Annotated in this window: 20 protein-coding genes; 19 read left to right on the forward strand and 1 reads right to left on the reverse strand. The window is 30.4% G+C overall.

The annotated features are described in order from the left end of the window. A partial coding sequence (locus RWN11_RS03020; RefSeq protein WP_314160316.1) for a phosphoenolpyruvate carboxylase occupies positions 1-1,157 on the forward strand: 1,157 nt, incomplete at its 5' end. Between the two features lie 289 nt (positions 1,158-1,446). Here the strand turns inward: RWN11_RS03020 and RWN11_RS03025 are convergent. Next, a complete protein-coding gene (locus RWN11_RS03025) occupies positions 1,447-3,297 on the reverse strand; it encodes a glycoside hydrolase family 13 protein (RefSeq protein ID WP_314160317.1) in 1,851 nt (616 codons plus the stop codon). A gap of 333 nt (positions 3,298-3,630) precedes the next feature. Between RWN11_RS03025 and glgB the strand changes: the two genes are divergently transcribed. The 18 genes from glgB (at position 3,631) to RWN11_RS03115 (ending at position 25,855) form a co-directional block, all read left to right on the forward strand. After that, a complete protein-coding gene (gene glgB / locus RWN11_RS03030; RefSeq protein WP_314160318.1) occupies positions 3,631-5,484 on the forward strand; it encodes a 1,4-alpha-glucan branching protein GlgB in 1,854 nt (617 codons plus the stop codon). A gap of 28 nt (positions 5,485-5,512) precedes the next feature. Continuing rightward, complete coding sequence (locus tag RWN11_RS03035; protein ID WP_314160319.1) at positions 5,513-6,685, forward strand: glucose-1-phosphate adenylyltransferase; 1,173 nt, start codon at positions 5,513-5,515, stop codon at positions 6,683-6,685. A gap of 1 nt (position 6,686) precedes the next feature. Beyond that, positions 6,687-7,802 carry a glucose-1-phosphate adenylyltransferase subunit GlgD gene (gene glgD, locus RWN11_RS03040; protein WP_314160320.1) on the forward strand — a complete coding sequence of 372 codons (1,116 nt, stop codon included), beginning with the start codon at positions 6,687-6,689 and terminating at the stop codon, positions 7,800-7,802. A 143-nt stretch (positions 7,803-7,945) separates the two neighbouring features. After that, a complete protein-coding gene (glgA, locus tag RWN11_RS03045) occupies positions 7,946-9,364 on the forward strand; it encodes a glycogen synthase GlgA (protein WP_314160321.1) in 1,419 nt (472 codons plus the stop codon). A gap of 24 nt (positions 9,365-9,388) precedes the next feature. Next, the gene (locus RWN11_RS03050; RefSeq protein ID WP_314160322.1) at positions 9,389-11,782 is read left to right on the forward strand and encodes a glycogen/starch/alpha-glucan phosphorylase; all 2,394 of its coding nucleotides are present in this window, start codon (positions 9,389-9,391) and stop codon (positions 11,780-11,782) included. A 227-nt stretch (positions 11,783-12,009) separates the two neighbouring features. Then, entirely contained in the window at positions 12,010-12,819 is an 810-nt protein-coding gene (locus RWN11_RS03055; RefSeq protein ID WP_314160323.1) for a TlyA family RNA methyltransferase, read from the forward strand. Positions 12,820-12,830: 11 nt separating this feature from the next. Further along, entirely contained in the window at positions 12,831-14,531 is a 1,701-nt protein-coding gene (gene recN / locus RWN11_RS03060; protein ID WP_314160324.1) for a DNA repair protein RecN, read from the forward strand. A 33-nt stretch (positions 14,532-14,564) separates the two neighbouring features. Next, positions 14,565-15,446: a ribosome small subunit-dependent GTPase A gene (gene rsgA / locus RWN11_RS03065; protein WP_314160325.1), complete on the forward strand. Its 882-nt coding sequence runs from the start codon at positions 14,565-14,567 to the stop codon at positions 15,444-15,446. Between the two features lies 1 nt (position 15,447). Further along, entirely contained in the window at positions 15,448-16,092 is a 645-nt protein-coding gene (gene rpe / locus RWN11_RS03070; protein ID WP_314160326.1) for a ribulose-phosphate 3-epimerase, read from the forward strand. Continuing rightward, positions 16,092-16,724 carry a thiamine diphosphokinase gene (locus RWN11_RS03075; RefSeq protein ID WP_314160327.1) on the forward strand — a complete coding sequence of 211 codons (633 nt, stop codon included), beginning with the start codon at positions 16,092-16,094 and terminating at the stop codon, positions 16,722-16,724. The genes rpe and RWN11_RS03075 overlap by 1 nt, the downstream gene beginning before the upstream one ends. Positions 16,725-16,735: 11 nt before the next feature. After that, positions 16,736-17,584 (forward strand): sulfite exporter TauE/SafE family protein, encoded by an 849-nt coding sequence (locus RWN11_RS03080; RefSeq protein WP_314160328.1) that lies wholly within the window; start codon positions 16,736-16,738, stop codon positions 17,582-17,584. 1 nt (position 17,585) lies between these two features. After that, positions 17,586-17,939: a DUF1634 domain-containing protein gene (locus tag RWN11_RS03085; RefSeq protein WP_314160329.1), complete on the forward strand. Its 354-nt coding sequence runs from the start codon at positions 17,586-17,588 to the stop codon at positions 17,937-17,939. Between the two features lie 212 nt (positions 17,940-18,151). Further along, entirely contained in the window at positions 18,152-19,534 is a 1,383-nt protein-coding gene (locus RWN11_RS03090; RefSeq protein ID WP_314160330.1) for a cytochrome ubiquinol oxidase subunit I, read from the forward strand. Position 19,535: 1 nt separating this feature from the next. Then, a complete protein-coding gene (gene cydB, locus RWN11_RS03095; RefSeq protein WP_314160331.1) occupies positions 19,536-20,564 on the forward strand; it encodes a cytochrome d ubiquinol oxidase subunit II in 1,029 nt (342 codons plus the stop codon). Between the two features lie 3 nt (positions 20,565-20,567). Continuing rightward, entirely contained in the window at positions 20,568-22,283 is a 1,716-nt protein-coding gene (gene cydD / locus RWN11_RS03100) for a thiol reductant ABC exporter subunit CydD (RefSeq protein ID WP_314160332.1), read from the forward strand. After that, positions 22,273-24,006: a thiol reductant ABC exporter subunit CydC gene (gene cydC, locus RWN11_RS03105; RefSeq protein ID WP_314160333.1), complete on the forward strand. Its 1,734-nt coding sequence runs from the start codon at positions 22,273-22,275 to the stop codon at positions 24,004-24,006. The genes cydD and cydC overlap by 11 nt, the downstream gene beginning before the upstream one ends. Before the next feature lie 233 nt (positions 24,007-24,239). Beyond that, positions 24,240-24,806 (forward strand): TetR/AcrR family transcriptional regulator, encoded by a 567-nt coding sequence (locus tag RWN11_RS03110; RefSeq protein WP_314160334.1) that lies wholly within the window; start codon positions 24,240-24,242, stop codon positions 24,804-24,806. Between the two features lie 296 nt (positions 24,807-25,102). After that, the gene (locus tag RWN11_RS03115) at positions 25,103-25,855 is read left to right on the forward strand and encodes an FAD-dependent oxidoreductase (RefSeq protein ID WP_314160335.1); all 753 of its coding nucleotides are present in this window, start codon (positions 25,103-25,105) and stop codon (positions 25,853-25,855) included. The last annotated feature ends 491 nt before the right edge of the window (positions 25,856-26,346 follow it).

Here is a 26,346-nt window from a genome sequence, read left to right on the forward strand (position 1 = left end):
CATTATTCGAAACAATCGAAGACTTAGAGAATTCATATGAAGTAATGGATAAATATTTAAGCCTAGATATCGTGAAAAAATGGGTAAGTGATAATAGAAGTTATCAAGAGATTATGTTAGGATATTCAGATAGTAACAAAGATGGTGGATATCTATCATCTGGCTGGTCACTGTACAAAGCGCAACAAGAACTATCATCATTAGGTGAAAAACATAATATTAAAGTTACTTTCTTCCATGGTCGTGGTGGTACTGTTGGTCGTGGTGGTGGACCAAGTTATGATGCGATTATTTCTCAACCTTTAGGAAGTGTCCAAGATAGAATTCGTCTTACAGAACAAGGTGAAATTATCGCAGCCAAATATGGAAACAGTGATGCGGCATACTATAACTTAGAAGCCTTATTCTCTGCCGTAATTCAAAGAATGAATGCTGATAAAGTTAATACAGATATAAGAGATATACCTGAAATCCAAGTTATTATGGATGAAATAGTGGAAGATAGTTATAATAAGTATCGAGAATTAGTCTTTGAAAATCCTAACTTCTACAATTATTTCTTTGAAGCTACACCAATTAAAGAAATTTCAAGCTTAAATATTGGTTCACGTCCAGCATCTCGTAAAAAAATTACTGATATTGGTGGCTTAAGAGCAATTCCATGGGTATTCTCATGGTCACAAAGCAGAATCATGCTTCCTGGTTGGTATGGAGTAGGAACAGCATTTTCAAACTTTATAAACAAAGATAAAGGAAATATTGAAAAACTTCGTAAAATGTATAAAGGATGGCCATTCTTTACATCTCTACTTTCAAATGTAGACATGGTTATGTCAAAATCTGACATGGATATAGCTAAAGAGTATGCTAATCTATGTAAAGAAGAAGAAACTAAAAAGGTATATGAGGAAATCTTAAGAGAATGGAATTTAACAAAACAAGTAGTTTTAGAAATTTCAGAACATAAAGAGTTCCTAGAAGATAATACTTATTTAACTCGAAGTTTAGAAAATAGGTTACAATACTTTAATACATTAAACCTAATTCAATTAGAGTTAATTAAACGTTCAAGAGAAGGTAAATTACCTGAATCACAAATCAACACTATTCACATAACGATTAATGGAGTAGCTACAGGACTTAGAAACTCTGGATAATAGAAAATGGAGAGGGTGCCCCAAAAGCTCTAAATTTAAAAAAAGTGTATATGGTAATTTATAGACGCAGAGGTTTGTTGATATCTAAATTCGCTTTATAAAAGCTTTTTAGATATCTAATAAACTGTGCGGGAGTGACTCGATAAAATCTTGTTTCTTAAGAAATCGCGATTTTTGAGTCACTCCCTTTTTTTAGAAATTTAATGCTTAATAACTATATAATTAGATATGAATTTCGAATGCATAAATAAACACACAATCCTTATTTTTAAGAATTGTGTGTTTTAAATTATCTGATTTTTATAGCGACATAACACTTAGGTGGAACAACTGTTCCGAAAGGTGTCGAATAAACTTCGTTATTTCCAAATAGTTTGTCACCAGAGAAATTCTCGATAAAATGTGCTTTAGAATCAAGATTAACTACACAAAGAATATTATTTCGTCTATATGCAACACACTTGTTGTTTGTATAAATAAACTCGAAGTTTGTAATAAAATCATCTTTATTTTCATTTCTAAAGTTTGATAGTTCAATATAGTGATTTAACAAATCTTCATCTTTATCATTATGTGTAAATCCTAAACGATTATAAGGATCTCTAAAGCCATACATTCCAACTTCATCACCATAGTAAATACAAGGAACACCAGGTAGTGTAAATTGAATGAAACTAGCATACTTAAGGAGTTCTTTCGCTTTAGCATATTGTTCATTAGACATTTTATATGTTGGTCTTTCATGAACAGGAACATCTTCAGGATTATCGAATGCTAGCATAGTTAATACTCGTTCTGTATCATGACTTCCTAATAAGTTCATTACAGCATCAAGAGCTGGGCGAGGATAATTTTCTACTAGTTTTAAAATTTCAAGAGTAAAGTCTTCTGCATTTTTATTTTTTACAAAATTAATAATTGCGTTCTTCCAAGGATAATTCATAACGCTATCAAGTTGATCACCTAAAAAATAACGACGACGAGTATTGTATGAAATCTTATTAGTTGCGTCTTCCCAAACTTCACCGATGATTAGAGCATCTTTATCATAGTATTTCGCACTTTCACGAATTCTATCTAAAAATTCATCAGGAAACTCATCAGCAACATCGAGTCTCCATCCAGCAATTCCAAGTTTTTGCCAAAAGTTGACAACACCACTATCCTTATTATTAATGAAATCGTTGTACTCTTTATTTTCTTTTATTACCGTTGGTAAGTTATCAAATCCCCACCACGAATGGTATTCGTTAGGGAAATTTATGAAATTAAACCAAGAATAATATGGTGAATTTTGTGAATTATAAGCTCCGATGCTGTCATAATTATTATACCTATTGAAATAAATACTATCTGAACCGGTATGACTAAATACACCATCTAGTATGATTCTAATATTATCATCTTTAAAGTCTTTACAAAATTTTTCAAATTCTTCATTAGTTCCAAAATATGGATCAACGTTAAAATAATCTGAAGTTGAATAACGATGGTTTTCTGGACTTTCAACGATTGGATTAAGATAGATACTCTCTATATTTAATTTTTTGAAATATTCTTTTTCCTCTTCGATACCAAGAAGATTTCCCATTAAAAAGTCTTTAGCTCCATAATTTTCATGTGTGATAGATGAATGTGGAATACTGTTCCAATTTTCATGTCTAATTCTTACATTTTCATTCTTTGCGATTTTTGCTGTATATTTATCACTGCGTTTAAATCTATCTGGGAAAATTTGATACATTATAGAACCTTTATACCAATCTGGTGTAGTGAAGTTTTTATCGTAAACTGTCAACTGCCAATCAGGTAATTCATCTTTGCTATTTACTAACTTGGAGTCAAGTTTATCGTTTTTTAAGTAAACATAAAAACTGTCAAAGTGAACTTCAAAATGATAAAAGTAAAGACCAGTATTAAATGGTTCAAAAGTTACATGATAAGCAGAGTAGTTCTCTTTAGCTTTTTCTTTGAACTCTAAACTCTTAGAAATAACTTCACCTGTAAATTCATTTTTAATAATTATTTTAAAGTCATTAAAGTAAAAATCATCCTTTATGAATACTTCAAAATAGAAATTGTCATTATTTTTTAATGCCCCTTGAGGGTATTTATTCTTTGTTGGATTAAATTTAATCATATTTTTTCATCTCCGAAACATAAAATTTTCATTACTAAACTGTTTTCTAAAATCAATCAGTTTAATTTTAATATAAAAGTTTTTAAAAGTAAATATTTTAAATACAAAATAATAAAAAATAATTAATATAAAAGCAATGTAAGGGGTATAATTCTTTATAGAAAATAACTAAAGAAAACATTTACATCAAGGCTTCATTGTGTTATACTATAGGTATAAAAAATAAAGAAATAATTAGTGATAAAATAAACTATTTTTATTCATATTTCTTTATGCTAAAATTTTTTACCAACAAAAGTAAACGTTTACTTTTAGTGAAAAGGGGGTTATTTAGTGAACAGTAATATGGCAGAATATTTATTCCATGAAGGGACTAATTACCATAGCCATAAATATTTAGGATCATTTTTAGATGGGGATAAATGTACGTTTCGAGTATGGGCACCAAATGCAAAGAAGGTCTTTGTAACTGGTGAGTTTTGTTCTTGGCATCCGTATACTCATGAAATGAAATTAATTAATGATAAGGGTATATTTGAAATTGAGCTTAGTGGTATTAAACGATATGATGCGTATAAATACGTAATAGTTACTAAAAGTGGAACTGAGTTATGGAAAGCAGACCCTTATGCAAAACATGCTGAAACTAGACCATTAACAGCTTCAAAAGTTTATTCGTTACCGTGCTATGAATGGAAAGATAGAAAATGGATGAAGAATAGAGAGGTTCCTTACCATCGTCCAATGAATATTTACGAAGTACATTTAGGTTCTTGGAAGCATCATGAAGATGGTAGGGAATTAAGTTATAGAGAATTAGCTCATACATTAGTAGACTATGTTAAGGACATGAACTATACTCATATAGAATTGTTACCTGTAACTGAGTATCCTTATGACAAATCGTGGGGGTATCAAGCAACGGGGTATTTTACACCAACATCTAGATATGGAACACCTGAAGACTTTATGTATTTTGTTGATTGTTGTCATCAAAATAATATTGGAGTAATTTTGGACTGGGTACCTGGACATTTCACAAAAGATGCTCATGGATTATATGAATTTGATGGGACGCATTGTTATGAGTATTCAGATACAAGAAAAATGGAACATGAAGGTTGGGGAACTAGAGTCTTCGACTATGGACGAAATGAAGTAAGATCATTTTTAACATCAAGTGCAGTTTCTTGGATAGAAGATTATCATATTGATGGTATTAGAGTAGATGCCGTAAGCTCGATGATATTTTTAAACTACTGTCGAGATGAAGATAAATCTGCAAGAAATATCTATGGCGGCTTCGAGAACTTAGAAGCAATTGACTTCTTAAAAAAATTAAATCTTTATATTAAAGAAAACTATCCTGGTGTTGCTATGATAGCTGAAGAATCGACAAGTTATCCAAAAGTAACAGCAGCTGTTGAACACGGTGGTTTAGGATTTGACTTTAAGTGGAATATGGGATGGATGAATGACAGTCTTGATTATTTAGAAACAGATCCTTTCTTCAGAAAAGGGGTACATAACAAATTTACTTTCTCAATGCATTATGCATTTTCAGAAAATTTCATCTTACCGATTTCACATGATGAAGTAGTACATGGAAAAAAATCGCTATTAGATAAAAGCCCAGTTCCTTATGAAGATAAGTTTGGTAATTTCAAGGCATTTTTAGGATATATGTATGCACATCCTGGGAAAAAATTAACATTTATGGGAATTGATATTGCTCAATTTATTGAATGGGATGAAGAAAGAGAATTAGATTGGTTATTAATGCTTTATCCTAAACATGTATTCACACATAGATATGTTAAAGAGCTTAACAAATACTATAAATCTACACCTGCATTATGGGAAAACGATAGTGACTGGGACGGATTTAAATGGCATGTTGTAGATGATAATAACAATAATGTTTTTGCTTTTTCGCGTAAAGATAGATCTGGAAAAGAAGTCTTAGTAGTAAGTAATTTTTCTAATCAAGTGCTGAAAAATTATGAAATAGGAGTAAATACTTGGGGAAGCTATAAAATAGTATTGAACTCAGATGCTAAAAAATACGATGGATTAGCAATTTCAAATAGAAATTTAAAAACTATAAATAAAGAGAAAAATGAATTTAAATATGCTTTGAGTATAAACATACCACCTTATACAACGATGTATATAGAAAAGAAATAATAAGTTTTAGAAGAAGGGGGTCAAATTTATGGCACGAAAAAAAGAAGTAGTAGCTATGCTACTAGCAGGAGGACAAGGTACGAGGCTTCAAGTATTAACTAAAGATATGGCTAAACCAGCCGTACCTTTTGGTGGAAAATATAGAATTATCGATTTTCCATTATCAAACTGTGCAAACTCTGGAATTTCAACAGTTGGGGTATTAACGCAGTTTATGCCACTTGAGCTTAACTCATACATGGGTAATGGACAACCATGGGATTTAGATAGAATGGATGGAGGTTTATCTATTTTACCACCATATACTGCTGGTAAAACGGGAGAATGGTACAAGGGAACAGCAAATGCTATTTATCAAAATATTAAATACATAGAGCAATATAATCCTGAATATGTACTTATCTTATCAGGAGACCACATTTACAAAATGAATTACAAAGAAATGTTAGATTTTCACAAACAAAAAGGAGCAGATCTAACAATTGCGCATATTAACGTTCCTCTTGAAGAAGCTAGTCGTTTTGGTATTTTGAATACAAATTCAGATTTAAAAGTTACAGAGTTTTTAGAAAAACCAGAAAATCCAATATCTACAAAAGCATCAATGGGTATTTATATCTTTAGTTGGAAAGAACTTAGAGAATATCTGATTCGTGATGAAGAAAATCCTGATAGTGAGAAAGATTTCGGTAAAAACATTATCCCGATGATGCTAAACGAAGGTAAAAATATTTATGCATACCCATTTTATGGATATTGGAAAGATGTAGGAACAATTGAAAGCTTATGGGAAGCTAATATGGACCTTATTAAAAATAAAGAGAACTTCAATATTGACGATAGATTATGGAGAATTTATTATCGTCATGAAGGAGCTATGCCACAATATTTAGGACATAGTGCAAATGTAAAAAATTCTATGATTTCTGATGGAACAGCTGTTTATGGAACGGTTTCTGAATCTATTATCTCTTCAGGTGTAAGAATTGAAGAAGGAGCAGAAGTGGTAGGTAGTATAATTATGAAAGATGTTCTAATTGAAAAAGGCGCTAAAGTTTACAATTCGATTATTGCTGAAGGAGCAGTAATAAAAGAAAATGTAGAAGTAGGTCATAGAGAAATAGTTTTAGGAAAAGAACAAATAACAGTAATTGGTAGGGATGAAGTTGTAAATGACAATAGGAAAGTAGAGGGAAAATAATATGGTAAATGCGTTTTGTGTATTATTTGCAGATAACTATCGTAATGATGATTTGCAAGGATTAGTAAGAAATAGAACACTAGCATCTTTAGCGGTTGCATCAAGATATAGAATGATTGATTTCATGTTATCTTCTTTAGTAAAAGCTGAAGTTTCGAATATTGCAGTAGTAACAAATTATCACTATAAATCATTAATGGATCACTTAAGTTGGGGGAAAGACTGGGATTTAAATAGAAAAAACAGTGGACTTAAGTTTATAACACCGATGTCTAACCATCAATCAAATCGTGTAGCTCAAAATAAAATAGAGGCGCTAGGAGATGCATCTAAATATGCAGATACATTGTTAGAGGATTACTGTATTTTAGCAGATGGAAATATTGTCGGAAATATTGATTTTAAAGATATGGTAGATTATCATAAATCTACAAATGCTGATATTACGTTAGCTTATACTTATAGAAAACCTCAACAACGTGAATCGCAAATAATATTTGATGATAAGAATAGAGTTTATGACAGTTTATATCATTATGATGGATATGATCAAGTGTGCCCGACACAGGTTAAAATCTATATAATGTCTAAACAGATGTTTAAAGAATTAGTTAAAAAAGGGACGACATTAGGATGGCAAGATCTTCTATTAGACTTTATTACTAAAAACTTCCACCGTTTAAATGTTTATGGATATGAAATTAAGAATTACAATAGAACAATTAATAGTGTACAAGAATACTATAGTTTCAATCGTGATTTATTAAATCCAGATAAGTTAAATGACTTGTTCTTATCAGGGACTGATATTCTAACAAGAGTAGCAGATAGTGTACCGACTACATATGGAGACGGAGCAATAGTTAAGAATTCTATACTAGGTGATGGTTGTGAAATTAACGGAATTGTAGAAAATAGTATTCTGTTTAGGGATGTTGTAGTTGAAGAAGGAGCAGTAATTAAAAACTCAATAGTACTGCCGAATTGTGTGATTAAAAAATCAGCATACTTAGATTGTGTAATTCTAGATAAATATGCAGTAGTTTCTGAAAAAGTTGAATTAAAAGGAACAGAAAACTGCCAAGTTATCGTAGAAAAAGGTAAAATAGTAGAATAATAAAAAAAGGGTTAGAATAAAATGTGGAAGAGATTTGTAAAACTTTCGATTTTCAAAAGAAAAAAGAGTATAATATACAGATAGACTGCATCTAAAACTAACCCTTTTAGTATGAAAGTAAATTACGAATAAGGAGAAATATAATGAAAATTTTATTCGTGGCAGCTGAAGCAGCACCATTTGTTAAAGTTGGGGGGCTAGGTGATGTTATAGGATCACTACCGAAAGCCCTTCAAGATGAAAATGTAGAGGCAAGGGTTGTACTGCCGTTGTATTCTTCAATAGATAGAGATAAGTACGATTTAAAATACAGACAACATATTTTTATTAATTTAGGCTGGAGAACAGTTTATTGTGGAATCTTTGAGACTGTAGTAAATGGAGTAACTTATTACTTTATAGATAATGAACAATATTTCAATAGAGACAGTGTCTACGGTCAAGATGATGATGGAGAGCGATTCGCTTTCTTCTCTAAAGCGGCATTAGAAATACTTCCACATATAAATTATAAACCTGATGTTGTTAATGCTAATGATTGGCATGCAGCGTTATCGATTATATATTTGGATGACCTTAAAGCAAGAGGAGATGTATTCTATAAAAATATTAAAAGTGTAATTTCAATTCATAATATTGAATTCCAAGGTAAATTCAATCCTTATGAAATGGGTAACTTATTCGGGTTAAATAATAAGTACTTTGATGCACTAATTTATAAAGGTGATTTAAATTTATTAAAAGGAGCTATACAATTAGCCGATAGAATCAATACTGTAAGTGAAACATACGCTCATGAAATATTAGACCCGTACTTCTCATACGGATTAGATGATATTTTAAGAATAGAACAAGGGAAACTTCACGGCATAATTAATGGATTAGATACTGATAAATTTAATTCTAAAACTGACAAACAAATTTTCAAAAACTTTGATTCTAAAACATTAAAAAATAAAGTAGAAAACAAATTAAAATTCCAAGAGGAATTAGCTTTAGAAGTGAATGAAAATATTCCTGTGATCGGAATGGTTACAAGACTAACTCATCAAAAGGGTATTGATTTAGTTTTACATGTTGCTGATGAGATTTTAAAAACTGGAGCACAATTAATAATTTTAGGGACAGGTGACAGACATTATGAAGACGCACTGCGTTCATTAGAATATCGTCGTCATGATAAAGTAAGAAGTTTAATAATGTTCTCTTCAGAGATGTCTTCAAAAGTATACAGTTCTTGTGATATGTTCTTAATGCCTTCTAAAACTGAACCATGCGGTTTATCTCAATTAATTTCAATGAGATATGCTACAGTACCAATTGTGCATAGAGTAGGTGGCTTAAGAGATACTGTAGAACCATTTGACGGTAATTCTGGAACAGGATTTACATTTGAAAGTTTCGATGCGTATGATATGCTAGATGCTATTTACAGAGCGACATACTGCTATTACCAAGAACGTCATATTTGGAATAAAATTATGAAAAATGCGATTAAACAAGATGTAAGTTGGAAAAAATCAGCTTTACAATATATAGATATGTACAATGAAATAGTCTAATAAACTAGATTATAGGAGAGAATAATGAAAAATCAAGAATTTGAACAAAGAGTAGAGAAGTATTTAAAAAGACAATTTGGGATTACTATAACTGCAGCAAGTAAACGTCAAGTTTATGAAGCGTTAATGAGTACGGTAAGAGAAAAATTATCTGAGAAAAAATTTGCTTACGAACAAGAATTGAAAAAGACAAGGCAAAAACGTGCTTACTACATGTCGATGGAGTTTCTTGTAGGTAGAACTTTAAGAAATAACTTATTTAATCTAGGAATTGAAAAGGAAACTAAAGAATATCTAGAAAAAAATAATTTTAATCTAGATGAAATCTATGATATTGAGCCAGATCCAGGTTTAGGAAATGGTGGTCTTGGAAGACTTGCTTCATGTTATCTTGATGCCTTAACTAGTAGTGATTATCCAGTAACAGGATTCTCAATTTTATATGAATATGGAATTTTCAAACAAGTTATCAACAATGGTTGGCAACAGGAATTCCCAGATTACTGGTTAGATTTAGGAAAATACGGTCTTGTTTATAGAAATGATGAAGAAATCGAAGTTAAATTCTATGGTCGAGTTGAAGAAAAAATGACTGAAGATGGATTTAAAGTTGAGCATGTAGACTATACTTCAATTCAAGCGGAACCTTATGATTTATTAATCTCTGGATATAAAACTAAAACTGTTAATACGTTACGTCTTTGGGAGGCAAAAGCTAAAACAGGCTTTAATATGAAACTATTTGAACGTGGAGAATATTCTAAGTCATCAGAAGCAGAAGCAATTGCTTCTTCAATTTCTAAATTATTATACCCTGCAGATAGCACAAATGAAGGTAAAGAATTACGTATAAAACAGCAGTATTTCTTTATTAGTGCATCTCTACAACAACTAGTAAAAAATCACTATAATGAATTTGGTACATTAGAAAACTTAAGTGAGCATGTAGCGTTACATATTAACGACACTCATCCAGCGATGGGAGTTCCAGAGTTAATGAGATTATTACTTGATGAATACGGATATTCTTGGGACAAAGCTTGGGAAATTACAACTAAGACATTTGCTTATACAAACCATACAATTATGGCAGAAGCATTAGAAAAATGGTCTGTAGATTTATTCAAGCCGTTATTACCACGTATTTACTCAATTATCGAAGAAATTAACAAACGATTCTGTCAGTGGGTAATTGATCAAGATAAAGATTCTACATTGGCTGAAACTGCAATTATATATGATAATCAAATAAGAATGGCTAACTTATCTATCGTAGGAAGTCATAACGTTAATGGTGTATCAAAATTACACAGTGATATTCTTGTTGAATCAACATTTAGAGCATTTAACGAATTATATCCAACAAAATTCGGTAATGTTACGAATGGTATAGCTCACCGCAGATGGTTAGGTCAAGCAAATCCTGAGCTAGCATCTTATCTAAAAAATCTAATTGGTGATGATTTTGTTAAAGATTTATCTAAGATTAGTAAATTAAATGACTATAAAAATGATAAGAAAGTTGTAGCAAAACTTCAAGAAATTAAAAAAGTTAAAAAAGAACAACTAGCTACATACATTCAAAATACTACGGGTATAACTGTAAATTCAGACTCTATTTTTGATGTTCAAGTTAAGAGACTACATGAATATAAACGTCAATTACTTAATGCTTTACACATTGTATACTTATACCGAGAAATTAAATATAATGGATTACGTCCAGTGCCAAGAACTTTTATTTTCGCAGCAAAAGCTTCGTCAGGATATCAAATGGCAAAAAACATTATTAAATTTATCCACTCAATTTCCCAAATGATTGAATGTGATGAATTAGTTCGTGAGTACATCAAAGTTGTATTCTTACCAGATTATAAAGTTACTCTTGCAGAAAAAATTATTCCAGCTGCTGATATTAGTGAACAAATTTCTCAAGCAGGTAAGGAAGCAAGTGGAACAGGTAATATGAAACTAATGTTGAACGGTGCGTTAACATTAGGAACACTTGATGGAGCAAATGTTGAAATTCATGAAGCGGTAGGAGATGAAAATATCTTTATCTTCGGTTTAGAAACACCAGAAGTAGATGCACTAAATGCACAAGGTTATAAACCATGGGAATACTACAATAATTCAGTGAAGATTAAAGAAACACTGGATTTTATTAGAACTATGACTGTAGGCGGTATGAACTTTAATTTTATTGTAGATTATTTATTAACTCAAGATAGTTACATGTGTCTAGCGGACTTTGAAAGTTATGTTGCAGCTCAAGAAAAAGTAGCAAAAACTTATCAAGATAAAGAAAAATGGGGACAAATGAGTTTAGTTAATACAGCTAACGCTGGAATCTTCTCTGCAGATAGATCAGTAGAAGAATACGCAAAAGACATTTGGGACATAAAAAAAGTAAAATAGAATAAAATTCATTAGGGCAACTTAGAAAATTTATTTTCATAAGTTGCTCTTTTTTTATCGATGAAAAATAAATATATTTGTTTTTCATCATAAAGTATATATAAACACGCCGTTCTCATAGATAAAAAGTTATTATTATGGTAAAATTAAAAGGAAAGACTGTTTGAAATTGAAAAAATTTAAAAAATTTCAGAGGAAAACAACTAGTAAATTTAAAAGAGGTAATTATGGCAAAAGAAAGAGCTGATGTCCTTTGTGTAAGTCAAGGATTATTCGAATCACGTGAAAAAGCAAAACGAGCGATAATGGCTGGTATTGTTTATAATGATAATATAAGAATCGACAAAGCAGGTGAAAAGGTTGAGTCAACTGCTGAACTTAGAATTAAAGGTAAACAGATGCCTTACGTAAGTCGTGGGGGACTTAAATTAGAAAAAGCAATTAATGAACTAAATTTTGATGTTAAAGATAAGGTAATGATTGATATTGGCTCTTCAACTGGTGGATTTACGGACTGCGCTTTACAAAACGGCGCGAAGTTTGTCTATGCATTAGATGTCGGAACAAATCAACTTGTTTGGAAATTACGTAATGATGAACGTGTAAAAGTAATGGAACAAACTAACTTCAGACATTCAGTAAAAGAAGACTTTGATGTTTATGATATAGATATAGCATCTATCGATGTTTCATTTATTTCATTATCATTAATACTACCAAATCTTGCAGAAATTATAAAAGATGGTGGAGAAGTTTGTGCTCTTGTAAAACCACAATTCGAAGCTGGAAAAGATAAGGTAGGAAAAGGCGGAATAGTTCGAGATAAAAAAGTTCAACTTGAAGTAGTAGAAAAAGTATTATTACTAGCAAATAGTGTAGGTTTTAGTATGACGAACCTATCATATTCTCCAATAACAGGAGGAGAAGGGAATATCGAATTCCTAATGACATTAAAATACAATGCAACTAAAGAAGTAGAAAATAAAAATATAAATATCGAGCATATCGTAAACAATGCTCATAATCACTTTAAATAGAGGAGGAGCAAATGTTAATTCAGTTAAATATTAAGCAATTTGGAATAATTGAAAAAGCAACTATAGAACTAAAAAATGGTTTAACTGTCTTAAGTGGAGAAACTGGTGCCGGAAAATCAATGATTCTAGCGGCAATTTCACAATTGTCGGGTCAAAGAACCTCAACTTCCTATATCCGATATGGTGAAGATAAGGCTAGTGTAGAAGGAGTATTTGATTTTCCAAAAAGTAAGGAAGTTAAGGAAATTTTTAATGAATTAGACTTAGATCTAGAAGATGAGGTAATAGTAGTTCGTCGTGACATTTATAGTAGTGGAAAGAGTGTCTGTAGAATAAATGGAACTATAGTTAACCTATCGACATTAAAAAAAGTAGCTGCTCATTTATTAGATATCCATGAACAACACGATAATCAAGTCCTATTGGTAGAGAAAAATCATCTTAATTTAGTAGATTCTTTTAATCGTGAAAAAATACAGCCTGTGTATATAAAATACAAAGAGAAGTATAAAGAATATCAGATAATAAAAGAAAAAATTGATAACTTAAAACAACAAGAGAGTGATGTTCTTCAAAAAGTAGATTTCTTGAAATTCCAATATAAAGAATTAAGTCAGATGAAACTAAAAAAAGATGAAGACTTAGAACTAGAAAAAGATATTGACTATCTGGAAAACTTTGAGAAGGTAAATAACCTTGCTCATAGTATTACTGAAGGAATCGATGGAGAATATGGTGTTATTTCTAAACTAGCAGAAATTAGATCTAATTTAGGAGAGCTAACTAGATATAATTCAAACTTTGAAGAAAAGTATGAAGAAATTACAAATTTATACTATATCTTAGACGATTTGAAATATGAAGTATCTAGTTATACTGATGTTATCGAATATGATGAAGAAAAATTAGATAGATTAATCTATAGATTAGATAAGATAAAAACTTTAGAGAAAAAATATTCAAAACCATTAAATGAGTTAATAGTTTTCACAGAAACTATAAAAGAAGAATTAGATGAGTTAGAAAATTATGAAGAAAACTTCGAAAATTATCTAGAAGAAAGTAAGAAGATTGAAGAAGAAGTAACAGTTTTAGCTGAAGAGTTAAGTTCTTTAAGAAAAGATACAGCTTTAAAATTAGAAAAACTTATCCAAGATGAGTTGAAATTTTTATATATGGAAAAAAGTACAATCAAAGTTGACTTTAAAGAAAAAGAATTCTCATCAACAGGAAAAGATGATGTTAAGATTCTGATTAGCGCAAACTTAGGAGAACCTTTAAAATCATTATCTAAAGTAGCCTCAGGTGGAGAACTTTCTAGGGTGATGTTAGCACTAAAAATAATCTTCTCAAGAAGTATAGAAGCTACTTCAATTATTTTTGATGAAATCGATACTGGAGTAAGTGGAAGAGTATCGCAACGAATGGCTGAAAAAATGTATCAACTAGGAGTAGGATCACAAGTATTATGTATTTCGCACTTACCTCAAACAACAGCCTTGGCAGATACTAACTTATTAATTAGTAAAGAAATCATTGATAAGAGAACATTAACTGTTATTAGAGAGTTGACTGAAGAACAAAAGATTGCAGAGGTAGCAAGAATGGTATCAGGTGATACTATGACAAAACTTTCAGAAGAACACTCTATTGAAATGTTAAGATTAGCGGAAAAAACTAAAGAAGAGATAAAAGAAAAACTAAATAAGTAGTTAGTAAAAATACCGTAAAGGTAAAGGAGGACCATGACTAAAGAAGGAAAAATTTTAAAAGCACTTAGTGGATTTTATTATGTAGACTGTTCTGGAGAGTTGATTACTTGTCGAGCAAGAGGAAACTTCAGAAATGAAAACATCACGCCGTTAGTTGGAGATGATGTAAAAATTCAATTAAGTGATAATAATACAGGGTATGTTGTAGAAATATTAGAAAGAAAAAATGAGTTACTACGACCTAAGGTAGCAAATATAGATTACAGTATAATTGTAGTATCTGTAAAAGATCCTGAGTTTTCTAGTAAGTTACTGAATAAGACGATTTGTTTAAATGAAAATAGTAATGTAGATATCATTATTGTCTTTACAAAACTTGATTTATTAAGTGATGAAGAGCTTAATAAAATGAAAGAAATAATGAACTATTACTATGAAATAGGATATCAAGTATTTACAAACTCAGATGAGGATATTGAAAAATTAAAAGAAGTCATTTCGAAGAAGTATGTAGCTATTTCAGGACAATCTGGAGCAGGAAAGTCGACGTTTATTAATAAGCTTGCAGAACATTTAGATATTGAAACTGGAGAAATTTCTAAACATCTAGGCCGTGGACGTCATACTACGAGACATACGGAATTTTATCAAATCGATGATTTCTATATTGCAGATACTCCAGGATTCTCTTCACTTGATATTACATTTATTGAAAAAGAAGATTTGCAATATCTATTTAGAGAGTTCAACGATTATGATTGTAAGTTCAAACCGTGTAATCACATGGAAGAGGTTCAATGTGGAGTCAAAGAAGCGGTAGAAAGTAAAGAAATATTAGAAAGTCGTTATGAAGACTACAAAGTGTTATTTACGGAAAAACAAAATCAAAAGAGAAAATATATAAAGGAGAGATAAGATGAAGAAAATATTACCTTCAATTTTATCAGCAGACTTTGCTAACTTAGAAAGAGATATTAAAGAATTAGAAAGTATTGGTATTGATATGTTTCACATCGATGTAATGGATGGAAACTTTGTTCCAAATATTTCATTTGGATTCCCAATAATTGAATCAATCCGCCCTAAAACAGATAAAGTTTTTGATTGTCATCTTATGATTGCAAATCCAGAAAATTACGTTGAACAATTTTGTAACGTAGGTTGTGATATGGTATCTTTCCACATCGAAGCTACTAATCATGCAGATAGAGTTATTCAAGTAATTAAAAACAAGGGTAAAAAAGCTGGTATTGTACTAAACCCTCAAACACCAATAGAGAGTATTAAATACCTATTGCCAAAATTGGATTATGTTTTAATTATGACTGTAAATCCAGGATTCGGTGGACAAAAATTCATTCCTGAGATGTTAGAAAAAATTGAAGAACTAGCAAAACTTAGAGAAGAAAAAAATTATAACTTCTTAATAGAAGTTGATGGTGGAATAAATACAGAAACGTCAAAAGCTTGTCGAGATAAAGGTGCAGACTTATTAGTTTGTGGTTCATTCTTATTCGGAGCAAGCAATAAAGAAAATACATTAGGTGAGTTGTTAAAATAATGAATATGAAAAAAATAAACATAATGTTAGGTGGAGTATTTCCAAAGGAATTCCCTTCTTCTAACTTATGGTGTGGAGTAGATAAAGGCGCGTTGTACTTGCTTAATAATGGAATTAATCCAATATTAAGTTGCGGGGATTTTGATTCGATAACACTTGAACAAAGAAAGGAAGTTGAAGAAAAATCTAAGTACTTTAAAGTGAAAAGTAGTGAAGATTTAACAGATGCAGAATTTGCATTAGAACATATTTTAGAATTATTTGAAGAGGTTGAAGTAATAGATATTTACGGCGCTACCGGAAGAAGACTTGATCACTTTTTTGGTAACATACTTTTACTTAATAATAAGAAATATCATCACATTAAAATTAGAATAATAGATGATAATAATATTATTACAGTAGCTAAAAAAGGTCTAACAATTTTTGAGAACATAGTAGGATATAAGTATTTCTCAATAGTACCTATCTATGATGATACTCTAATGACAATAAAAAATTCTAAATATGAAGTCGAAAATTTAGTTCTAACATTAAATCGTCCTAACGCTACTAGTAACGAATTTAAAAGTAATGAGGAAATAAAATTAGAAGTTAGTAATAATGTACTAGTAATGTACTCTAAAGATTAAAAGGAGAAACAATGATAGAAATATTACAATTTATGTTGATAGCAGTTCTTGCAGGCTTTTTAGGCTCTTTAGTAGGGTTAGGTGGTGGTATTATTATCACCCCTGCGTTAACAATATTATTTGGATTTGATATCAAATATGCTATTGGAGCAAGTATTGTCGCAGTTATTGCAACAAGTAGTGGTTCAGCAATAGCATTTGTAAAAGATCATGTTAGTAACATGCGAGTAGGTATGCTTTTAGAAGTATTTACTACAGCAGGAGGAGTAGTAGGTGCGCTTATGGCTGGAGTATTTTCATCTAAATTATTATATATTTTCTTCTCATTGATACTCTTGAATTCTTTTTATGGAATGTTGAAAAAAACAGGTTTAATAACTAAAGTGAAAAAAGAAGAAGAAATAGTAGAGAATGATAAATATGCAGAAAAATATAAACTTAATTCATCATACTATGATAAGGCAATAAACAAAACAATAGACTACAATGTTACGAATGTACCACAAGGATCACTTGTTATGTTTGGAGCTGGGTTTGCTAGTGGATTACTAGGAATCGGTAGTGGAGCATTTAAAGTAGTTGCCTTAGATACTTATATGAAACTTCCGATTAAGGTAAGCACTGCAACAAGTAACTTTATGATGGGAGTTACAGCAACAGCTAGTGCATTAATATATTTCTTTAATGGAACTATTAATCCAGCAGTGGCAGCACCAATAGCGCTAGGAACGTTGATTGGATCAAGAACTGGAGCAAAAGTAATGCAAAGATTAGATGCAAAGTATATTCGTTATATTTTCCTTCCAATCTTACTATTTACTATTATAAACATGTTCCTGAAAGGTCTGGGGGTGCTTTAATATGAATGAAAAAAGAGATATAAATATAGTAATTGCAAATATTATAAAAACAGGCGTTTTTGTAAGTTCATTCTTTATTATAACAGGAATAATATTTAGTTTTATACAAGGAGCAGATGGAGTATTAACTATAGAAAGATACACGTTTAGTGAGATGCTAAGAGGTTTAGTAACATTGAATTATTATTCATACTTAATGTTTGGTATATTTCTTTTAATATTAACACCTGTACTACGTATATTAGGATTACTTTATGTCTATATTGAAGAAAAAGATTACAAATTTGTAAGAATTTGTATTTTGGTACTTGCAATTTTAATTGTTAGTTTATTCTTGGGAGTAACACATAGCTAAAATAAAAAAAAAATTAAAAAATAAAATGTTTGACTAGGTGATAATATGCAATTTATCGCTAATTGTGAACAAATTGTGAACGAAAAATGGTAAAATGTAGGAAAAGTACTACTTTTTACCATTTTTGTTTTGCCATAATAAAAACTATGTTATACAATAATAATATAATATTTACAATTAAATATAAATAACACATATAAGGAGGTATATCTATGTTGGATCCACTATTACTTGCAAGGATACAATTCGCAGCAACAACAGTGTTCCACTTCTTCTTTGTACCTATTACTATAGGTATGGTGTTCTTAATCGCAATTTTTGAAAGTATTTATGTTAAAACTGGCGATGAGCATTACAAAAGAATTACGAAGTTCTTTGGGCACTTATTCCTAATTAACTTCGCTGTTGGGGTTGTTACAGGTATTCTTCAAGAGTTCCAATTTGGTATGAACTGGTCTGAATATTCTTCATTCGTAGGGGATGTTTTTGGACCATCACTTGCGATAGAAGCCTTACTTGCATTCTATCTTGAGTCTACATTTATCGGTATTTGGATTTTCTCTTGGGAGAAAATTAACAAAAAATTACACGCAATGTGTATTTGGTTAGTAAGTATCGGAACACTTATGTCAGCGTTCTGGATTTTATCAGCTAACTCATTCATGCAACACCCAGTTGGTGTTAAATATGTTGAGAACAACGTAATTGGTAAAAAAGCAGAGATGATTGACTTCCTAGCAATCATTAAAAATCCATATTTATGGAACCAATTCCCTCACGTAGTGACAATGGCGTTAACTGTAGGAGCATTTACAATTGCAGGTATTGCATCTTGGAAAATGGTTCGTAAACAAGAAGTTGCAGTGTTCAGAAAAGCATTTAAAGTATCTATCGTAGCTGCTTTAATCGGTTCATTAGGATTATTTTGGACTGGACATTCTCAAATGCAATATTTAGTAAAAGAATATCCTATGAAAGTTGCAGCTGCTGAGGCTCTGTATGAAGATACAGGAAATTCAGCACCATTCTCAGTGTTAGCAACAATTGATCAAAAACAACAGAAAGCAGAACATTACCTTGAAGTTCCTGGTATGTTAAGTTTCTTAGCATATGATAAATTTGAAGGAAGTCTTAGAGGTATGAAATCTCTTCAAAAAGAAATGGATGAGAAATACTATCCAGTAGTCGGAAAACACATTGATTATACACCAGACGTACCAACAATTTATTACTCATTTAGAGTTATGTCTGGTTCAGTTGGTATCTTAATCTTAATGTCATTACTTGGTACTATATATGCATTCAAGAGAACTGAAATTAAAAAACGTTGGTTCTTACAACTTATGCCATGGACTTTACTAGTAGCTGAAGTTGCTACTGCTTGTGGTTGGATTATGGCGGAGATGGGGCGTCAACCTTTCTTAATCTTCGGAGTGATGGCTACTGAATCAGGAGTTTCTCCAAATTCAGGAGCATCAGTATTATTCTCACTATTAGTATTCTGTGTATTATACACAATTTTAGGTATTGCACAATTTGTAGCGTTCAGATATACAATGAATAAAAAAGAAACAACTGTGAAGGAGGTAGCATAGTATGGATTGGTCAGTAGCTTTACCAAATATTTGGTTCTTACTTATTACAATACTATTTACAGGATTCTTCGTATTAGAAGGATATGACTTCGGAGTTGGGGTACTAGCTCAAGTACTAGGTAAGACTGATGAAGATAAACGTGTTTACTTCAATACAATCGGTCCTTTCTGGGATGCAAACGAAGTTTGGCTATTAACAGGTGGTGGAGCGATGTTCGCAGCTTTCCCTATCTGGTATGGTAAATTATTCAGTGGTTACTATATCGCATTTGTATTAATGTTAGTAGCGTTAATCTTACGAGGCGTATCATTTGAATTTAGAGGTAAATTAGGTGATAATAGAACTTGGATTAAATCATTCGATATAGCAATGTTTGTTGGTAGCTTACTTCCTCCAGTATTATGGGGAGTTGCAGTAGCTAACTTCATGACAGGAGCAAACCTTGACGCTAAGAAAAACTTAGTTGATGGTTTCTTAGGATTATTATCTCCATTTACTATCCTTGGAGGAATAATGATGTTACTTCTAATGTTAGTTCACGGAGCTCAATTCTTAGCTCTTAAAACTACAGGAGAATTAAGAAATGCAGCTCGTGCAACATCTGCATTATTATTCCCATTTGCTGCAGTAGTAACATTAGTATTTGCTATTTGGGCATTATTTAAAACAGATATCTTTACAACAAACTACTATGTTGGTTTAGTATTAGCATTGGTAGCGGTAGCATTCTTCGTGTTATCATTTGTTTTAAACTTTAAAGGTCGTGACTTAGGTGCATTTTTAAGTACATCAGGAACATTAGCGTTCCTAACTCTAAGTGTCTTCGCAGGTATGTTCCCACGTGCTATAATAAACAGTAATGATGTTAGTCAATCACTATTTATTTATGATGCTGCGAGTGGAGTATACACTCTAAGACTTATGACAATAGTTGCATTATTCTTATTGCCATTCGTTTTAGGATACCAAGTTTGGTCATATTCTATTTTTAGAAAACGACTAACTAAAGAAGATAAATTGGAGTATTAGTCAATGAAAAAAAAGGAAGCAAAATTAAAACTTCCTGTTAAAAAAAGTCTTACATTGACACTATTAATATTATCAATATTCGAAGCAGCTTGTATAATTATACAGGCTGCTTTTTTAGCAAAAGCCATAGTGGGACTTTTTGATAAAAATTTTGATAATGTAGTAAGAGATAGTGTTCTTTTTTTAATAGGTTTTATTTTTAGGATAGTGTTCTTACACTTACAACAATATTTTACTGAAAATCATGCAATTAAGTTTGAAAGAGAGCTTAGAAGAAAATTACTTCAGAGTTACTTTGACTTAGGTCCTGATTTTACCTCAAGAGAAGGCTCAGGGAAGCTAGTAACTTTAGCAATTGATGGAATAGGTAAAGTTAAACAGTATTTTGAACTAAATGTATCAAAACAAATACGTGGAGCTATTATCCCTACTTTAGTAGTTATCTTTATATTTTATACAGATTATGTATCAGCCTTAATGATAATATCTGTAATACCAGTTATAGTTATTTTTATGATACTATTAGGAATTAATGCTAGAGATATGGCGAATAGACAGTATAAAAAATATAGAGCATTATCTAATAACTTTATCGATACAATTCGAGGGGTAGAGACGCTTAAATTCTTAGGAGTAAGTAAAAACTACTTACCTATTATGGAAAAGAAAAATAAAGAGTATCGTCAGAGTACTATGAAGACGCTTAGTGTAGCTTTTTTAAACAGCTTTGCACTTGATTTCTTAACAACAATAGCAATTGCACTTTTAGCTGTTAGATTAGGGATTCTATTATTAGATGGAGATACAGTATTATTGCCATCGCTAACTGTGTTATTAATAGCACCAGAATTTTTCCTACCGATGAAACAAGCTGCGACAGACTATCATGCTACGCTTGATGGTCAAATGGCTTATGAAGATATTAATCGAATGATAGTGGATAACGAGAAAAATAAATCTCAGAAATCTTCTATCGAAAGTGTAGAAAGTATAAAACTACATAATGTAGGATTAACAAAAGATGATAAAAAAATTCTTGATAATATCACTTTATCGATAAACAAAGGTGAAAAGATTTGTCTTGTAGGACAAAGCGGAAGTGGAAAAACTTCATTAATCTCGTTATTATCTGGTTTTAATGAACAGAGTGAAGGTGAGATATTAATTAATGATGAAGTTACAAATCTAAAAAATGTTCACTGGTCAAATAATATCTCATATATATCACAATTCCCTTATATTTTTCCAGATACAATTCGAAACAATATATTATTCTATTCTAATGAAAATATAAGTGAAGACCATTTAAAAGAAATTAGTGAGTTAGTAGGTTTAGATAAATTCATCACTACATTACCACAAGGGTATGACACTAATATTGGAGAAGGTGGTCAAGAATTAAGTGGTGGTCAAGCGCAACGTATTGCTATCGCTAGAGCATTAATTAGTAATAGAGAAGTAATTATTTTAGATGAACCTACAAGTCATCTAGATATAGAAACAGAGTTTGAGATTAAAGAAAAACTACTAGAATTATTTAAGGGTAGAACTGTAATTATAGCTACACATAGACTACACTGGTTGAATAATGTAGATTATGTGTTAAATCTAGAACAAGGAAAGGTTAGTGATTTTGAGAAAGTTACCGAATTTAAAAATTCACCACGTTTCGAAGAATTGAAAGCTAATCTAGTAGGAGGTAGCTATAGTGAACAATAATTCAATAATAAGAAAAGAACTTAAAAAGAATAAAGGTGTAATGAGTGGAGTAGTCTTTTTAGGATTAATGTCTGTTATTAGTGGAGCAGCGCTAATGTACGTATCAGGTTACTTAATCAGTAAAGCATCATTACAAATAGGAAATATCCTAATGTTACAAGTACCTACTGTACTGACAAGAACATTTTCATTAGCACAATCTACATTTGCTTATATTCAAAGACTAGTGAGCCATAATTTAGTTTTAGGAATAATAGAAAAAATGCGTAGCAGAGTATATAAAATATTAGAACCTAAAGCATTGAAATTGAAAAAGGAATATAAATCTGGAGATTTATTAGGGATTATTTCTGAAGATATTGAAAATATGCAAAATATCTATCTAAAAACAATATTCCCAAGTATTATCTCATTAGTATTATATGTAATTTTCATTACAGTAATGTTTGGGTATGATGCGAATTATGCAATCTTAGCATCTCTATTTGGAATTTTTATAATTTTTGTAGTTCCATTTGCTTCACTTACAATTACTAGAAAGAACTTCCAAATTATGAAGGAAGCTAAGTATAACCTATATCGTGATTTTACTAGTGCTATTTTCGGATTAAGCGATTGGATTTCTTCTAATAAAGTAAATGAATTCATGGATGACTACCAAGCTAAAGAACAAAAACTTTTAAAACGTGAAAGAAAAATTAAAACATTCGTTCACTTAAGAGAAAACTTTGTTAACTTACTTGCAGGTTCCACAGCTTTCTTAATGATTTATAGTTGTTGGAATATGACAGTTAATAATGTAATCGAAAATGTCTATATCGCATCATTCTGTATGATGGTATTATCGGTTCTTAGTGTAGCGGTGATGACAAGTGAAGCTGTAGCTCACATTCCAGGATATGAAGTTTCAATAAATAGAGTAAAAGAATTTTATGCTCAAGAAGATGATGAAAAAGTCGAAGTAGTAAATGCAAAAAATTCTGATGGAAATATTATTGACGTTAAAAACTTAACTTTCGAATATGAAAAAGGTAAAACTATTTTAAATAATTTATCATTGTCTATCAAAAAAGGTGAGAAAGTAGCAATATTAGGAAGAAGTGGTGTAGGGAAATCTACATTGGTGAAATTATTAACAGGTACATATACAGATTATCAAGGTGAGATTATTGTTCTTGATAAAAAACCAACAGAAACAATGTTAGGCACAGAAATTTCACTTTTAAACCAAAAACCATATCTATTCGATATGACGATTAGAGAAAATCTTAAACTTTCACTTTTAGATTCGGGAATAGAAGAAAATGAAATTGAAGATAAAATTAACGAGAGTTTGGAGAAATCTCAATTGTCTAAACTACTACAAAGCCTTCCTGATGGAATAGATACAAACGTATTTGAAACAGGAAGTAGGTTCTCTGGTGGAGAGCGTCAACGTATAGCATTCGCTAGAAGTATTATTCAAAATAATGAATTGTTACTACTAGATGAACCAACTGTAGGATTAGATCCGAAGACAGAACATGAACTGTTAACTACAATTTTTGAATCTAGTAAAGATAAGACAATAGTTTGGATTACCCACCATCTGAACTCTATCGAATATATGGATAGAATAATATTCATTAAAGATGGAGAAATAGAGATGGATGGAACTCATAGTGAACTGTACGCAACAAATTATAAATATAAGAAATTATACGATATGGATAACATAGCGTAATATAAAACAAAGTAATTTTTAAAAAACTTGTAACAAGAAAAAATAGAGTTATAGAGAATTAATTTTTCTCTAACTCTATTTTTTTGTTATAGACAAATTAAGTAATTCTTTAATAAAAGCTCAATAGTTTTTAAAGAATGAAGTTTTTATACTATTGACTTTAATGATGATATTTGATAAAATATGAATGAATAAAAATAAATATTCATTCATTAAACAGGAGGTGATTGTAATTGGATAAAAAACAGACGTTAAAAGAAGCAGCATATGAGGTATTTTCTAAAAAAGGGTATAAAGCAACGTCTATTTCAGAAATAGCAAAACAGGCAAAAGTGGCAGTTGGTACTTTTTATAACTTTTATGAAAGTAAAGAAAAAATATTTCTAGATGTTTATATAGCAGAAAATAATCGTATTCGACAATTCATGATTAACAATATTGATTGGGAAGGTGATGTAGTTAAGCTTACAGAGCAACTTTTTGGTCAATCAAGAAGTTTAATATCAACTAATAAGATTTTATCAGAGTGGTACAATCCTGCTATTTCTAGTGAATTACATAATTATTATTCATCAGAAGAGGGTAAGGCATCTAATCAATTCTATAAGTTTTTAGTTGAAAATTTTACTAATCGATTGCAAACAGAAGGGTATTCTCAGGAAAAGATTCAAGAGATTTTGAAAATTTATACTCTATTTAACTATATAGATATGAATGTTACGGAAAAAGATATTCCTAATGTTAGTGAAACAACTGAAAGATTAGCAATTTATTTTGTAAAAGGATTATTTAAGGGGTAGCAATAAAAGTCCTAAATTCACATGGGAACACATAGATAGTGGCTTATTGATATTTTTATTAGCTTTATAAATACTTTTAGTTATCTAATAAACTAATGAGGCAAGTGACTTGACAAAATCGTGTTTTTTAAGAAATCGCGATATATGAGTCACTATCTTTTAGAACAAAAATGAATGAATTTTTAAAAATATTCATTATAAAAAATAGTATTTTTAAATGAAGTAAAAAATTAGGTAAATATAACTGAGAATATAGCTACATTATATTAACTATAATTTTTAGAAAGAGGAAGAAAATGAAAAGAGGAAGAAAAATGTTAACTATTATTTTTATTATAACAGCGATTTTGGTAATAATAATGTCTGGAATATTCGTATTTCTCGGACGTAGTCAAACTTTATCTATTAAATCAATAGAAAATGTAAGTGATGAGCTATATGTAGTTAGATTGGAAAAGCCAAATAATATGACTTGGAAGGCAGGTTCGTATATAAAAGTTACTATTCCTAATATAGAGGATAACAAGGAAAATAACCGTTGGCTTACTATTGCATCTAATTCAGATGAAAATGAAATTGTTCTTCTGACTCATAATAGTGAGAGTAAGTTTAAACAAAAATTAACTAACTTACAAATTGGAGAAAAGGTTAAAGTTAGTTGGCTAGATAAAAACCTAGAGATTATAGATGGTCAAGAACCTATTGTGTGTTTTGCATCTGATGTTGGTATTGCAGCTATTAGACCAATTATTAAAGAGTGGAGTTCTAAACGTTCTATAGTACTAAATCATCTAGATAAAGGGGTAATGGTCTTTAATAAAGAGTTGATAGAGTTATCAAATAAAGGACAAGATTTCACTTATGAAACTAGTGAAGATATAGAAAAAAGTAAAGAAAAACTTAAAAAGGTTGCGGATATGCACGGGAATAGGGCAATATATCTTTTATCAGGACAACCTAACGATGTTGAGAGTGTGAAAAAATTGTTAGAATCCGCTGGAATAAGTAAGGAAAAAATAAAAATAGATAGTTTTAAAGGATTGAAATAATGATTTGATATGAAGCTCTTTTATTGAACAAATCAGTAAAAGAGCTTCATATCTTTTTGTATTATAAATTTAATATATTTTGATATCTAATTATAAGATTAAAAGACTATTTCAAAATTTTTGTATATTCATCAGAACTTTCTTTTTTAATATTCAATTATTTTTGTGTTATAATAAAAGAGTTGAGTAAAGACTTTTGAGAAATGATACTATATAAAGGTATATGAGCATTTTAAGTCTTCACTAAAAAAAATTGATTGTATAGAATCATTTGAGGTAATTTATGCAAAAGAAAAATAAAATTGTAATACAAGGAGCAAGGGAAAACAACCTTAAAAACGAGTTAGACCTATAAATTTTGATTGAAAAATCTATAATATAACTTGTATAAAAGTATAAAGTATTTGGAGGTTTAGAATATGGAAGTAATTGCACTATTGAGAGGAGTAACACCGACAGGAAAAAATAGAATACCTAAAATGTCATTTTTG

It is taken from the genome of uncultured Gemella sp. (assembly GCF_963519265.1).
GTDB lineage: Bacteria > Bacillota > Bacilli > Staphylococcales > Gemellaceae > Gemella.

Excerpts from the sequence above, each read along its gene's own strand:
- RWN11_RS03080 (WP_314160328.1), top strand. The coding sequence starts at position 16,736 with ATGATAGAAATATTACAATTTATGTTGATAGCAGTTCTTGCAGGCTTT.
- RWN11_RS03050 (WP_314160322.1), top strand. The coding sequence starts at position 9,389 with ATGAAAAATCAAGAATTTGAACAAAGAGTAGAGAAGTATTTAAAAAGA.
- RWN11_RS03115 (WP_314160335.1), top strand. The coding sequence starts at position 25,103 with ATGAAAAGAGGAAGAAAAATGTTAACTATTATTTTTATTATAACAGCG.
- glgA (WP_314160321.1), top strand. The coding sequence starts at position 7,946 with ATGAAAATTTTATTCGTGGCAGCTGAAGCAGCACCATTTGTTAAAGTT.
- RWN11_RS03090 (WP_314160330.1), top strand. The coding sequence starts at position 18,152 with ATGTTGGATCCACTATTACTTGCAAGGATACAATTCGCAGCAACAACA.
- rsgA (WP_314160325.1), top strand. The coding sequence starts at position 14,565 with ATGACTAAAGAAGGAAAAATTTTAAAAGCACTTAGTGGATTTTATTAT.
- cydD (WP_314160332.1), top strand. The coding sequence starts at position 20,568 with ATGAAAAAAAAGGAAGCAAAATTAAAACTTCCTGTTAAAAAAAGTCTT.
- RWN11_RS03055 (WP_314160323.1), top strand. The coding sequence starts at position 12,010 with ATGGCAAAAGAAAGAGCTGATGTCCTTTGTGTAAGTCAAGGATTATTC.
- RWN11_RS03025 (WP_314160317.1), bottom strand. The coding sequence starts at position 3,297 with ATGATTAAATTTAATCCAACAAAGAATAAATACCCTCAAGGGGCATTA.
- RWN11_RS03075 (WP_314160327.1), top strand. The coding sequence starts at position 16,092 with ATGAATATGAAAAAAATAAACATAATGTTAGGTGGAGTATTTCCAAAG.
- RWN11_RS03085 (WP_314160329.1), top strand. The coding sequence starts at position 17,586 with ATGAATGAAAAAAGAGATATAAATATAGTAATTGCAAATATTATAAAA.
- rpe (WP_314160326.1), top strand. The coding sequence starts at position 15,448 with ATGAAGAAAATATTACCTTCAATTTTATCAGCAGACTTTGCTAACTTA.
- cydB (WP_314160331.1), top strand. The coding sequence starts at position 19,536 with ATGGATTGGTCAGTAGCTTTACCAAATATTTGGTTCTTACTTATTACA.
- recN (WP_314160324.1), top strand. The coding sequence starts at position 12,831 with ATGTTAATTCAGTTAAATATTAAGCAATTTGGAATAATTGAAAAAGCA.
- RWN11_RS03035 (WP_314160319.1), top strand. The coding sequence starts at position 5,513 with ATGGCACGAAAAAAAGAAGTAGTAGCTATGCTACTAGCAGGAGGACAA.
- glgD (WP_314160320.1), top strand. The coding sequence starts at position 6,687 with ATGGTAAATGCGTTTTGTGTATTATTTGCAGATAACTATCGTAATGAT.